13 protein-coding genes and 1 tRNA gene are annotated in these 11,137 nt (G+C 66.4%); 8 read left to right on the top strand and 6 right to left on the bottom strand.

Annotated features, from left to right (window positions below; genetic code table 11):
• Positions 1-198: 198 nt before the first annotated feature.
• Together THSYN_RS36935 and THSYN_RS36930 are read left to right on the top strand one after the other, a co-directional pair.
• Complete coding sequence (locus tag THSYN_RS36935; RefSeq protein WP_100917648.1) at positions 199-933, top strand: DUF1538 domain-containing protein; 735 nt, start codon at positions 199-201, stop codon at positions 931-933.
• A complete protein-coding gene (locus THSYN_RS36930; protein WP_335582486.1) occupies positions 930-1,730 on the top strand; it encodes a DUF1538 domain-containing protein in 801 nt (266 codons plus the stop codon). The genes THSYN_RS36935 and THSYN_RS36930 overlap by 4 nt, the downstream gene beginning before the upstream one ends.
• Positions 1,731-1,749: 19 nt before the next feature.
• On the opposite strand, the gene THSYN_RS33330 is transcribed toward THSYN_RS36930, so the two are convergent.
• Positions 1,750-1,923: a hypothetical protein gene (locus THSYN_RS33330; protein WP_157817393.1), complete on the bottom strand. Its 174-nt coding sequence runs from the start codon at positions 1,921-1,923 to the stop codon at positions 1,750-1,752.
• Between the two features lie 43 nt (positions 1,924-1,966).
• Between THSYN_RS33330 and THSYN_RS01915 the strand changes: the two genes are divergently transcribed.
• The 4 genes from THSYN_RS01915 (at position 1,967) to THSYN_RS01900 (ending at position 4,918) form a co-directional block, all read left to right on the top strand.
• Complete coding sequence (locus THSYN_RS01915; RefSeq protein ID WP_100917646.1) at positions 1,967-2,317, top strand: P-II family nitrogen regulator; 351 nt, start codon at positions 1,967-1,969, stop codon at positions 2,315-2,317.
• 2 nt (positions 2,318-2,319) lie between these two features.
• Complete coding sequence (locus tag THSYN_RS01910) at positions 2,320-2,727, top strand: CBS domain-containing protein (protein ID WP_100917645.1); 408 nt, start codon at positions 2,320-2,322, stop codon at positions 2,725-2,727.
• A gap of 276 nt (positions 2,728-3,003) precedes the next feature.
• The gene (gene ampD / locus THSYN_RS01905) at positions 3,004-3,654 is read left to right on the top strand and encodes a 1,6-anhydro-N-acetylmuramyl-L-alanine amidase AmpD (RefSeq protein ID WP_100922258.1); all 651 of its coding nucleotides are present in this window, start codon (positions 3,004-3,006) and stop codon (positions 3,652-3,654) included.
• Between the two features lie 49 nt (positions 3,655-3,703).
• Positions 3,704-4,918: a serine hydrolase domain-containing protein gene (locus THSYN_RS01900; protein WP_100917644.1), complete on the top strand. Its 1,215-nt coding sequence runs from the start codon at positions 3,704-3,706 to the stop codon at positions 4,916-4,918.
• A gap of 365 nt (positions 4,919-5,283) precedes the next feature.
• Here THSYN_RS01900 and THSYN_RS01895 read toward each other — a convergent pair whose 3' ends face one another.
• From THSYN_RS01895 to THSYN_RS01875, 5 genes are all read right to left on the bottom strand, one after another.
• The gene (locus tag THSYN_RS01895; protein WP_100917643.1) at positions 5,284-5,556 is read right to left on the bottom strand and encodes an oxidative damage protection protein; all 273 of its coding nucleotides are present in this window, start codon (positions 5,554-5,556) and stop codon (positions 5,284-5,286) included.
• A 272-nt stretch (positions 5,557-5,828) separates the two neighbouring features.
• Complete coding sequence (gene mutY, locus THSYN_RS01890; RefSeq protein ID WP_100917642.1) at positions 5,829-6,908, bottom strand: A/G-specific adenine glycosylase; 1,080 nt, start codon at positions 6,906-6,908, stop codon at positions 5,829-5,831.
• Between the two features lie 165 nt (positions 6,909-7,073).
• Positions 7,074-7,394, bottom strand: a complete 321-nt coding sequence (locus THSYN_RS01885; protein ID WP_100917641.1) for a putative signal transducing protein — start codon at positions 7,392-7,394, stop codon at positions 7,074-7,076.
• A 44-nt stretch (positions 7,395-7,438) separates the two neighbouring features.
• Positions 7,439-7,512 (bottom strand) — tRNA-Gly (locus tag THSYN_RS01880).
• Between the two features lie 264 nt (positions 7,513-7,776).
• Entirely contained in the window at positions 7,777-9,594 is a 1,818-nt protein-coding gene (locus THSYN_RS01875) for an AMP-dependent synthetase/ligase (protein ID WP_100917640.1), read from the bottom strand.
• Positions 9,595-9,923: 329 nt separating this feature from the next.
• Here THSYN_RS01875 and thiS point away from each other — a divergent pair, with 329 nt between their 5' ends.
• Positions 9,924-10,124 carry a sulfur carrier protein ThiS gene (gene thiS / locus THSYN_RS01870; RefSeq protein WP_100917639.1) on the top strand — a complete coding sequence of 67 codons (201 nt, stop codon included), beginning with the start codon at positions 9,924-9,926 and terminating at the stop codon, positions 10,122-10,124.
• Between the two features lie 103 nt (positions 10,125-10,227).
• Positions 10,228-11,025: a thiazole synthase gene (locus THSYN_RS01865; RefSeq protein ID WP_100917638.1), complete on the top strand. Its 798-nt coding sequence runs from the start codon at positions 10,228-10,230 to the stop codon at positions 11,023-11,025.
• Positions 11,026-11,137 lie beyond the last annotated feature (112 nt).

Genomic DNA, 11,137 nt, shown 5'->3' with positions numbered 1-11,137 from the left:
GCCGTGGGTCGCCGTCGCCCGGGCCCGCGCCCTGCCGGCCGGGCCCGCTGACCAGGCGCACCTTGACCCTGGCGGCGATCGGGCGCGACGCCCCGGGCATCCTTGGGTTAGCATGGCACTGAAAGCGGCTTCGGGCCAGACTTGGTCACAATCGGACGCCGTTAAGTTACGTAAAGCCGCCCCCGAGATGCAGCGACGATGAAAGGTCTGCTGGTCCAATTTTTGCGTTCCCTGGCGGAGAGCCTGCGCGATCTGGCGCCGATTCTCGGCGTGATCGGCCTGTTTCAGGTGGTCGTCCTGGGGCAGCCGCTCCCCGATCCGGGCGACCTCCTGTGGGGTACCGCCCTGGTGGTGCTGGGTCTGAGCCTGTTCGTGCAGGGGCTCAAGCTCGGGCTGTTCCCGCTGGGTGAAACCATGGCCTGGGACTTCGCCCGCAAAGGCAGCCTGATGTGGCTCTTCCTCTTTGTCTTCGCCCTGGGGTTCAGCGCCACCATGGCGGAGCCCGCCCTGATGGCAGTGGCGCAGAAGGCGGCCGCAGTGGCCGCCGCGGGGAACCTGATCGAACCCTCCCCCGCGACCCAAGCCGACTATGCGCGCGGCCTGCGTTACACCATCGCACTGTCCGTGGGCTGCGCCCTGGTCATCGGGGTGCTGCGGATCCTGCGCGGGTGGCCGGTGCAGTACCTGATCATCGGCGCCTATATCGGCGTGGTCGGCATGACCGCCCTGGCCCCGCCGGAGATCATCGGCATCGCCTACGACTCGGGCGGGGTCACCACCTCCACCATCACGGTACCCCTGGTCGCCGCCCTGGGTGTGGGGCTGGCCTCCAGTATCGAGGGCCGCAATGCCCTGACCGACGGCTTCGGGCTGATCGCCTTCGCGGCACTGACGCCAATCATCTTCGTCCTGGGCTACGGGATGCTGCGATGACGGCATCAGGTCCTTCGACCATGCTCTCGCTGGCGCTCTCACTCGGGCAGATGCTGCTCGACACCGCGGGTAACGTCCTGCCGATCATCGGCGTGCTGGTGGGCTTCCAGGTCCTGGTGCTGCGTCGGCCCATCCCTCAGGTGGGGCGCGTGGTGTTCGGTTTCGTGCTGGTGGTGGTAGGGCTCGCCTTCTTCATGGAGGGGCTGGAGCGGGCGCTCTTCCCCCTGGGTGACATGATGGCCAGCCAACTCACGGCTCCCGCGTTTCTCGGCCTCGCGCCCACGGACACCGCGGCGCTGCAGGACTGGCGGTCCTATGGCTGGGTCTATTGCTTCGCCTTTACGATCGGCTTTACCACCACGGTGGCGGAGCCCGCCCTGATCGCCGTCGCGCTGAAGGCCAACCAGGTCGCGGGCGGCTCCATCGGCACCTGGGGCCTGCGGCTCACGGTGGCCATCGGCGTGGCCGTGGGCGTGTCGCTCGGCTCCTTTCGCATCATCACCGGCACCCCCCTGCATTACTACATCATCCCGGGCTATCTGCTGGTCCTGATCCAGACCTGGTTCGCCCCGCGGGCCATCGTCGCCCTGGCCTACGATTCCGGGGGCGTCACCACCTCCACGGTCACGGTCCCCCTGGTCACCGCCCTGGGCCTGGGGCTGTCGAGTCAGATTCCCGGACGCAATCCCGTCTTCGACGGCTTCGGGCTCATCGCCTTCGCCAGCCTGTTCCCGATCATGACGGTCATGGGCTATGCCCAGTTGACTGAATGGTATACCCGGCGCGCCCGCGCCTGAGCAACGAGTCAAGAACGAGCTAAACATAAACCCAATCCTTGTCGTTGTCGTTGTCGTTGTCGTAATCGTATTCGGAGAGGCGATGCAATTTCGGGCGCGAGAGAATCCGAGGCACGACGATAACCTCGATTACGACAACGACAACGACAACGATCACGACCACGGCGCTAAGAGCATTCTCTAATAAGCTCATTTAGCTATCAGCGAACCGTTCCTAACCCACGGAGACTAGCGCGATGCACTTCAAGCTCATCATCGTGTTCATCGAAAGCAGCGACACCGAGTCCGTACTCAAGGCCGCCCGAGAGGCCGGCGCCACCGGCTCCACGGTCATCAGCCAGGCGCGCGGTGAGGGCGCCGAGAAGACCCGCACCTTTTTCGGCCTGGCGCTCGAGGCCCAGCGGGACATGATCCTGATGCTGGTGGAGGAGCACCTGTGCCGCACCATCCTGGAGACCATTGCGCGCGTCGGTCGTTTTGAAGAGCGGCCGGGCACCGGCATCGCCATACAGATCGACGTGGAGGACGCGGTCGGCATCAGCCACCAGATCCGCAAGCTCTCCGAGGTCGTGGAGCAGGAGATCTGACCATGCAGCGAGACAAACCCCTGGTGCGCGTGCGCGACGTGATGAAGACCAAGTTCGACCTGGTGGACGGCATGGCGACCGTGGCCACCGCCCTGGAGACCATGCGTCATGTGGAGAACAAGACCCTCATCGTCAAACGGCGTGACGCGGACGATGAGATCGGCATGGTGCTGATCTCCGATATCGCCCGCCATGTGCTGGCCCCCGACCGGGCGCCGGAGCGCGTCAATGTCTATGAGATCATGGCCAAACCGGTCATCTCGGTGTCCCCGGACATGGACATCCGCTACTGTGCCCGACTCTTCACCCGCTTCCTCCTCACCCGCGCCCCGGTCGTGGAGGACGGCGAGGTGGTGGGCATCGTCAGCATGACCGATCTGGTCATCAAGGGGATGTTGCCTTATCTCTGAGTCCGCGCCGCAGGTTGGTCCGCAACGCAACTCAAAGCGATGAATCTGAAATCCACAGATGAACACAGATGAACACAGATTTTGCTCGAATCGTCATGCGCTTATCGCTACTGTCACAATCGATCGCAAGGTGAGCCTCCGACCAAACGTAACCAATGAATAATCTGTGTTCATCTGTGTTCATCTGTGGATGACTGCTCTTCCTGGGATGAATGAGATAGCAGGCCCGACATGAATCCGCATTGCCCCCCTGACCCGTCGGCCAACCGCCCGGCCATGGCCATCGATCCCGCCGGCTGGCTCGCGGGCGCCGCCCGCCGCCCCTCGCCGCATTGCGACGACCGCCCGGACGGCGCCCCTATCGACTTGCTGGTCATCCACAACATCAGCCTGCCGCCGGGCGAGTTCGGGGGCGGCGCCATCGACGACCTCTTTCTCGGCCGCCTCGACCCCGCGGCCCACCCCTGGTTCGCCATCGCCGCGGCCGCCGGCCCCGTTTCCACCCACCTCCTGATCCGGCGCGACGGCCACCTGATTCAATACGTCCCCTGCCGACGCCGCGCCTGGCACGCCGGCCGCTCCAGCTTCGACGGACGCGCGCGCTGCAACGACTTCTCCATCGGCATCGAACTGGAAGGAACGGATACCGAACCCTTTGCTCCCGTGCAATACGAGGTCCTCGCCCGCTGCACCCGGGTCATCCTCGACTGCTACCCGGCGATCACGGCCGAGCGCATCGCCGGTCACAGCGACATCGCCCCTGGCCGTAAGACGGACCCGGGGCCTTGCTTTGATTGGCAACGCTATCGCGAACTGCTCCGCACCGAGCAGTCTGGCGCGGCGCGGCGGTCGGGCCTCGATCATCGTTGCGGCCGTCCCGGGCCGGAGTCCAAGGCTTCAGCCTTGGATTTATCGGGCCAAGGCTGAAGCCTTGGACTCCAGAAGGGCGCGACCCGGCAACGCAAGCGACGACACCATGGCGCCGATGCTGAGCAAGATGACCCTGGCCCTGCTGCTGTGCCTCGCCGCCAGCCTCCTGGTGTCGTTACGGCCAGCCGCCGCGGCGCCAACGTGGCGAGCGCCGGACCTGGAAACAGCGCTACAGGAGATTGCACTGGATGGCGAAACACTGACGCTGCACCAGGCGCTGGTGCGCCACCGGGTGCCCGCGATCAGTATCGCCCTGATCGCCGATTACCGGATCGTCGGCACCTTCGCCGATGGTGTCAAACAGGCCGGCCGACGCGCGCCGGTTACCCCGGACACCCTGATCCAGGCCGCGTCCATTTCCAAGTCGGTCGCCGCGGCAACGGCCATGAAGCTGGTGCAAGTGGGGCGGCTGAGCCTCGACGGCGATGTCAATCGACAACTCAAGTCCTGGCAGCTTCGGGACTATTCCCCTGCCCCCGCGGAGCGGGTCACGCTACGCCGGCTGCTCGGCATGACCGCGGGGATCAATCTCAGCGGCTTCGCCGGATACGCCCGGCACCGGCCGCTGCCCACACTCGTTGAGATCTTAAATGGGCAGCCGCCGGCGGAATCGGTATCGGTGCAGGCGGTTGCCAGTCCCGGCGCTCAGTACGCTTACTCCGGGGGCGGCTATGAGATAGTGGAGCAGTTGATTGCGGATGTCACCGGGCGAGGCTTGGCCGACATGGCGCAGCGGCTGATCTTCAAACCGACCGGGATGCGACACAGCTTCTTCCTGCAGCCCCTGCCGCCGCACCTGGCGAGGCACGCAGCCTCAGGGCACCTGGAAAACGGCCAACCGGTGGCGGGACAGTGGCGCGTATTCCCGGAACTGGCCGCGGCCGGGCTGTGGAGCACGCCCGCCGATTTGGCGCGCTTTGTCATCGCCATGATGGACGCCTTTCGCGGAACCTCGCGCCGGCTGCTCGATCAGGCGATTGCAACTGAAATGCTGACCCGGCAAGCCAATGACTATTACGGCCTCGGCTTTGTGGTGCAGGGCACGGGGCGCAGCCTCTGCTTTCTCAAGCAGGGGCATAATACCGGCTATCAAAATTGGCTGGTCGGCTGTCCCAACACGGGACAGGGGGCCGTGGTGATGACCAACTCCGACGGCGGCAGTGCGCTGGCGCAAGCGGTGATCCAAGCGCTCGCTCGAGCCTTCCAGTGGCCGGCCTTGGGGACACTCCAGGACGGCGTTTTTACCTCAGCGCACCAGTAATCCCGGAACGAACAATTCTCACGCCAAGGCACTCGTACCCGATTTCAGCTTATCTTGCGTATCGACCCCAACGGGGTCGAACATACCAGCCCAGGTTTAATCGGCGTTTCCTTATGTCCCGCCCTTTCAGGGCTAGGCCGAATAAACAACGCTATCCCAGGGCGTTGCCCTGGGCTGGTATATCACGCCCCTTCGGGGCTCGCAAGAATAGCTGAAACGGGGCACCAGGCTCGCCCACGGTCTTGCCGCACCTTAGGAACGGTTCACGTATAAGTTAAACAAGTTCATCTCAGGGAATGCTTGTCGCGCAGTTGCAACCGGTCGTGCCCTGCCGGCCGGGCAGGACTACCGCGATGCTGAGCGGCTCAACTGGTCGGCGGGACATAGCCCTCGGGCAGCTCGGCCCCGTCGCCGAAGAAGTAGCGTTCCATCTGTTCTTCGAGGAATTTGCGGGCCTTGGGGTCCATGGGGCTCAGGCGGTTTTCGTTGATCAGCATGGTCTGATGGCGCAGCCACTGGGCCCAGGCCGGTTTGGAGACCTGCTCGAAGATGCGCTTGCCCAGTTCGCCGGGGTAGGGTTGGCGGTCCAGGCCTTCGGCGTCCGCGCCGAGTTTGATGCAGTGAATGGTACGGCTCATCTGATTTGTTCCTGTAGCGATGGTTGATCCCAGAAAAAGCAGTTTAGCCGCAAATGAACGCTAATTGACGCAAATAATCCGAGACTTGGCCTTTACTGCATCTGCACCGTCCGGTTGACGCCCGCGACGATGTTAAGCAGCGGATTTATTTGCGCTTATTCGCGTTCATTTGCGGCCAAATACTCTTTCTAGGTTGATCGGGGCCTGAAGGCGCCAATGGGGCGGGGGTTGGTTGACTGCGCTGGCGCTTGTCCACTACGACCTCACCTCGTTTATTCCCGCGGCAATGGCTGCCCGGGGTCCGGCGGGACCAGGTCCGCGAGGATGGTCCGCACCGGCGCCGGCAGGCCCAAGGCGGCCAGGGCGCCGGGCTGCCACCAGGCCTCCCGGTCCGTGTCGGCGATGCCCATGGGGGCAGCCGGCGTCCAGACCTGGGCGATGCGCATGGCCAGCGCGAAGTGGCTGAAGGTTTGACGGCGCGGCGGGTGCATTTCAAGGCGCAGGGGTGCGGCGCCGGTACGCTCCCGGCACCAATCGGCCGGGTCCCGCCCGGGGTCGGTCTCCGGCAGGCTCCAGAGGCCGCCCCAGATACCGGTGGGTGGGCGACGCTCCAGCAGGACGGCGCCCTGGGGGTCGCGGGCCAGGATCATGAGGGTGGCGCGCTCCGGCAGGCGCCTGGATGGCTTGGGTGTGGGCAGTTGCGCCTGGCGTCCCTGGCGCCGGGCGACACAGCGCTCGCCGACCGGGCAGCGCTCGCAGGCGGGGCGGGTGCGGGTGCAGAGAGTGGCGCCCAAGTCCATCAACGCCTGGTTGTAGGCGTCCACCCGCAGGGCGGGCGTGAGCCGCTGCGCCAGCCGCCACAGTTCGGCCTGCACCGCCGCCTGGCCGGGCCAGCCCGTGACCCCGAAAGAGCGCGCCAGGACGCGCTTGACGTTGCCGTCCAGGATCGGGTGGCGCTGGCCCAGGGCCAGCGAGAGCACGGCCCCGGCGGTGGAGCGGCCGATCCCGGGCAGGGCCTCGACACTCGCGATAGCGGTCGGAAAGTCCCCGCCGTGGCGCTCCCGGATCAGCACCGCGGCCCGGTGCAGGTGGCGGGCACGGGCGTAGTAGCCGAGCCCCGACCAGTGCGCCAGGACCGCATCGAGCGGGGCCGCGGCCAGTTCGGCGAGTGTGGGAAAACGCGCCATGAAGCGCTCGAAATAGGGGATCACGACGGCGACCTGGGTCTGCTGGAGCATGATCTCGGAGACCCAGACCCGATAGGGCGTGGGCTCGCGCTGCCAGGGCAGGTCCCGGCGCCCGTGGCGGTCGAACCAGTCGAGCAGGGCCTGGGAGAAGGTGTCGGGGGGCACGTCGTTAACTTAGAAAGAGTATTTGGCCGCAAATGAACGCAAATAAGCGCAAATGACCCTGCTGGTTAGTCTCGTCGCGAGCGTCATCAGGACAGCAAACAGGCGACGAAACCCAAGCCTGTGATTATTTGCGTCAATTTGCGTTCATTTGCGGCTAAACTGCTCTTAATGAGAGGAAACCCGCGCCCGCCCACAGTTCCAACAGAGGTCGAAATCGCCCTCGACCTGCTCCCCACAGGCCGGGCAGTCCCAGTCGGCGGCCGGGGCCGCGGGGGGCGGGTTCAGGAAGTCGGTGAGCAGTTGCCTGGCGCGCGCCAGGTCCCGCTCGTCGGTCAGCCACAGGGTGGGGAGGATGTCGGCGGGCAGTTCACCGGCGGCGCCCGCCAGGTAGTCACCGAACACCGCGGCGTCGATCCGGTGGCGCGCGAGCAGGTCCAACAGGAGTTGCGCCTCGATCCGGTTCGCGGCCTGGTAGAGACGCTGCATAGCCGGGCCCAGGGCAAGGGGCGGACGAGGGGGCGGGGGAAAGATGGAGCGGGTGATGGGAATCGAACCCACGCTATCAGCTTGGGAAGCTGAAGTTCTACCATTGAACTACACCCGCGTCGGAGGAGGATTCTAGGCACTCCCGGGCCGCGGTGCAACACCCGGCGCGCTCGCGGCGCGTCGGCGGGCGAGCCTTGATCAACATTTCGGCCGTAGGACACTGCCACGACCGCCGGACGTTCTCACGGACCGGGCGTCGTTGTCGTTGTCGTAATCGTGGTCGGATTGTTCGATTACGACAACGACAACGACAGGGTACCCGGGATCTCGGTCACCACATCAGTTCTGATCGCACCCCGCGCTTGCCGCTCGGCGGCGGGCGTCAGGCGTCCATGGTATACATCTGCTCGATCGCCTCGCGGTAGCGCTCCACCACCTGGGCACGCTTGACCTTGAGCGTCGGTGTCATGAGCCCGTTCTCGACCGTCCAGGGTTCCAGGGTCAGGGTGGTGCGGCGGATCTTGGCGTAGCCGGGGAAGTCGCGCAGCGCCAGGCGCACCCGTTTGACCATCTCGCGCAGCAGGTGCGGGTCGTCCAGGCTCTTGGACGACTCCGGGTCGAGCCCGAACTCCTGGGCCAGGCCGTTCCACAGGTCGCCGTTGAGCACCATCAGGGCGGTGAGATAGGAGCGGCCCTCGCCAAGCACGATGGCCTGCTCGAACAGGGGGTCCATACTGATCGCCAGTTCCAGGTCCGCCGGGGGCACCTTCTCGCCGTTGGACAGGACCAGGATGTCCTTGATCCGGCCCGTGATGTAGACATGCCGGCCGTCGATGCGCGCCTGGTCCCCGGTGTGCAGCCAACCGTCCTGGGTCAGGACCCGGGCAGTGGCGGCGTGGTTGTTCCAGTAGCCCAGCATCACGTTGTGGCCCTTGACCAGCAGCTCGTCGTTCGCGCCGATGCGTACCGCAACACCGCGGATGGGCACGCCCACGCTCTCCGGGATATTGTCCTCCAGCGGGCTGACCGTGACCACGGGACTGGTCTCCGTCAACCCGTAACCCTGCAACAGGGGCAGCCCAAGGCTCAGGAAAAAGCGCGCCACCGCGTAGGGCAGTGGGGCCCCGCCGCTCACCGCCGCGCGCATGCGCCCGCCCAGCTTGTCCAGCACCGGTGCCGCCACCTTGCGGCGCAGCGCGGGCCACAAGAGCAACAGGGGGTGCCAGCCGGCGCGCCCCTGGACGCGCTGGAAATTGCGCCAGCCCGCCGCCACGGCCAACTGGAAGAGCCAGCGCACCGGGGCCGGGCGGGTGGCCAACTGGTCCGCGATCCGCGCGTAGACCCGCTCGAAGACGCGGGGTACGGCGATCATCACCGTCGGGCGGATGCTCTGCATGTCCTCCGCGAGCTGGGCCACGGAGCGGGCGAAGGCGACGCAGGACCCGGTCATCATCGGCAGGTAGTAACCGCCGGTGCGCTCCAGGGCGTGCGACAGGGGCAGGAAGGACAGGAACACGTCCTCCTGATAGCAGTCGATGATGGTCACCGCCGCGTGTGAGTTGGACAGCAGGTTGCCATGCGAGAGCATCACCCCCTTAGGCCGCCCGGTGGTGCCGGAGGTATAGACGATGGTCGCCAGCGAGCCGGTATCGGCCTCCCGCTGGGACGGCTCCGGGGCGGTATCCGGCAGCCAGGCCTCGGCGACCCGGACCCGCGGGTCCACCCCCGCCAGGCGCAGCGCCTCGGCCCCGCCGTCCAGGAGCACCACGCGCGTCGGCCAGGGCGCGCGCCCGATCGCCTCCGCCAGGCGCTTCCAGCGGCCCGCGTCCTGCACCAGCAGCACCTTGACCGCCGCGTCCTGGAGGATATAGGCGGCATTGTCCGCCCGGTCATCGGTGTAGAGCGGGACCGTGACCAGCCCCAGCGACATGGCTGCCAGGTCGAACATCACCCACTCCGGGCAGTTGCGCAGCACCATGGCGACACGGTCGCCGGCGGACAGCGACTCGCCCGCCAGGGCGGCGCGCCAGCGCGCCACCGCCTGCCCCAACTCGCGCCAGGTCAGTTGCCGCCAGCCCGCATCCCGGTCATGGAAGCGGTAGGCGACACGCTCCGGGGAGCGTCGAACCCGGTGAAAAAAGAGCCCGTCCAGGGTTCCGGCGCGTTCGATCGAGATCAGGTCCTCTGACCATTGGCTCACGGCAGTGTCCTCATCGAGTGGGTTTCTCGGTTTGCCACGCGCGGCGGTGGGTCTCGCGGGCACCTGCCTGGCGGTGCCCGCCAAGGCGGGGCGACGCCGGGGCGGCCCGCGTGAATGGGCGGCGCGTAAGGTAGCGAGGCTGTCATGATTTTGCAATCGCGCCAACCCGTTGAAAGAGCCGACAGCGAAGCGCGCGGAGCCAGGCGACCCACCCGCGAGGTCCAGCCCCCTACATCCTTCATCCTTCATCCTTCATCCTTCATCCCCCGCGGCCCCGGCTGGGATAGAATCGCGCCCCAGCACCCACGCCGCCTGGAGACCAGCCCCTCATGCAAATCAAAATCAACGGAGAAGCCGCCGAGGTCGAGGAGGCCATCCCCATGGCCGCCCTGATCGCAACCCTGGCCCTGACCGGCAAGCGCATCGCCGTGGAACTGAACGGGGAACTGGTGCCGCGCAGCCGCTTTGACCGGCAGTTGCTCGGGGCCGGGGACCGGGTGGAGATTATCCAGGCGGTCGGCGGGGGCTGACGGTGGAAGGCTGAAGGTTGAAGGTTGAAGGTTGAAGGCTGACGGCCGGGCGCCTGCGGGTTTATCCTGATCCCCCAATCGCATCTCAGCCGGAGTCCCCGTTATGTCCCAAGCCCCCGCCCAGTCCGATCGCCTCATCATCGCCGGCCAGGAATACGGCTCACGCCTCCTGGTCGGCACCGGCAAATACAAGGACCTGGCCGAGACCGCCCGCGCCATCGAGGCGAGCGGCGCGCAGATCGTCACCATCGCCGTGCGCCGCACCAACATCGGCCAGACCCCCGGGGAACCGAACATCCTGGATGTGCTGCCCCCGGAGCGCTACACCATCCTGCCCAACACTGCCGGCTGCTACGACGTCGACACCGCCGTGCGCACCTGCCGCCTGGCCCGCGAACTCCTGGACGGCCGCAACCTGGTCAAGCTCGAGGTCCTGGGCGACGAAAAGACCCTGTTCCCGGACGTAGTCGCGACACTGGCGGCGGCGGAGATCCTGGTCAAGGACGGTTTTGACGTCATGGTCTACACCAATGACGACCCCATCATGGCCAAGCGACTGGAAGAACTGGGCTGCGTGGCGGTGATGCCCTTGGCAGCCCCCATCGGCTCCGGGCTCGGTATCCGCAACCCCCTAAACATCCTGACGATCGTCGAAAACGCCAAGGTCCCGGTGCTGGTCGACGCCGGGGTCGGCACCGCCTCCGACGCCGCGGTAGCCATGGAACTTGGCTGCGCCGGCGTACTGATGAACACCGCCATCGCCGCCGCCCGGGACCCGGTGCTCATGGCGAGCGCCATGCGCAAGGCCATCGAGGCCGGGCGCGAGGCCTTCCTCGCCGGACGCATGGCCCCCAAGCGCTTCGCCTCCGCCTCGTCGCCACTGACGGGGCTGTTCTTCTGATCCTCACCTGGAATCCAAGGCTAGCGCCTTGGATTCCAGGTGCTGGTGGGGTGTTGCCCTGTTAGGTCGGGTCAGGCGCGCGGGCCGGACCTCGTTATCGGTCGCGGAGCCG

The organism is Candidatus Thiodictyon syntrophicum, assembly GCF_002813775.1.
Taxonomy (GTDB): Bacteria; Pseudomonadota; Gammaproteobacteria; order Chromatiales; family Chromatiaceae; genus Thiodictyon; species Thiodictyon syntrophicum.
The sequence above is the reverse complement of the archived record's forward strand: the minus strand, read 5'-3'. Positions and strand labels throughout refer to the sequence as shown.

Coding starts and splice junctions, on each gene's coding strand:
- THSYN_RS01895 (WP_100917643.1), bottom strand. CDS start 5,556: ATGAGCCGTACCATTCACTGCATCAAACTCGGCGCGGACGCCGAAGGC.
- THSYN_RS01900 (WP_100917644.1), top strand. CDS start 3,704: ATGGCGCCGATGCTGAGCAAGATGACCCTGGCCCTGCTGCTGTGCCTC.
- THSYN_RS01885 (WP_100917641.1), bottom strand. CDS start 7,394: ATGCAGCGTCTCTACCAGGCCGCGAACCGGATCGAGGCGCAACTCCTG.
- THSYN_RS36930 (WP_335582486.1), top strand. CDS start 930: ATGACGGCATCAGGTCCTTCGACCATGCTCTCGCTGGCGCTCTCACTC.
- ampD (WP_100922258.1), top strand. CDS start 3,004: ATGGCCATCGATCCCGCCGGCTGGCTCGCGGGCGCCGCCCGCCGCCCC.
- thiS (WP_100917639.1), top strand. CDS start 9,924: ATGCAAATCAAAATCAACGGAGAAGCCGCCGAGGTCGAGGAGGCCATC.
- THSYN_RS01915 (WP_100917646.1), top strand. CDS start 1,967: ATGCACTTCAAGCTCATCATCGTGTTCATCGAAAGCAGCGACACCGAG.
- THSYN_RS33330 (WP_157817393.1), bottom strand. CDS start 1,923: ATGAGCTTATTAGAGAATGCTCTTAGCGCCGTGGTCGTGATCGTTGTC.
- THSYN_RS01865 (WP_100917638.1), top strand. CDS start 10,228: ATGTCCCAAGCCCCCGCCCAGTCCGATCGCCTCATCATCGCCGGCCAG.
- THSYN_RS01910 (WP_100917645.1), top strand. CDS start 2,320: ATGCAGCGAGACAAACCCCTGGTGCGCGTGCGCGACGTGATGAAGACC.
- THSYN_RS36935 (WP_100917648.1), top strand. CDS start 199: ATGAAAGGTCTGCTGGTCCAATTTTTGCGTTCCCTGGCGGAGAGCCTG.